This is a genomic window from Actinoplanes sp. NBRC 101535, assembly GCF_030269225.1.
Taxonomy (GTDB): Bacteria; Actinomycetota; Actinomycetes; order Mycobacteriales; family Micromonosporaceae; genus Actinoplanes; species Actinoplanes rectilineatus.
Map to the genome: position 1 here is coordinate 1 of NZ_BSSY01000070.1, position 285 is coordinate 285.

Below are 285 nucleotides of genomic sequence, written 5' to 3' on the forward strand. Positions count from 1 at the left end.
AACCGGACGGCCGCTTCGGGTCCTTGAGCCCGGCACGGGTGCGCCGGATCGCCTTCGACACGGCCTGGACCGCGTCCTCCTGGCCGATGACCCGCTTGTGGAGCTCGTCCTCCATGCGCAGCAGCCGAGTCGTCTCCTCCTCGGTCAGTTTGAAGACGGGGATGCCGGTCCAGTTGCCCAGGACCTCGGCGATCTGCTCGTCGTCGACCTCGGACACCACGTCCAGGTCGCCGGCCTTCCACTCCTTCTCCCGCTGCGCCTTCTGGCCCAGCAGCTGCTTCTCCT

Annotated in this window: 1 pseudogene; it reads right to left on the reverse strand. The window is 68.1% G+C overall.

Annotated features, from left to right (window positions below):
* Positions 1 to 285 (reverse strand): annotated as a pseudogene (locus QSK32_RS45390) (hypothetical protein); the annotation flags it as partial.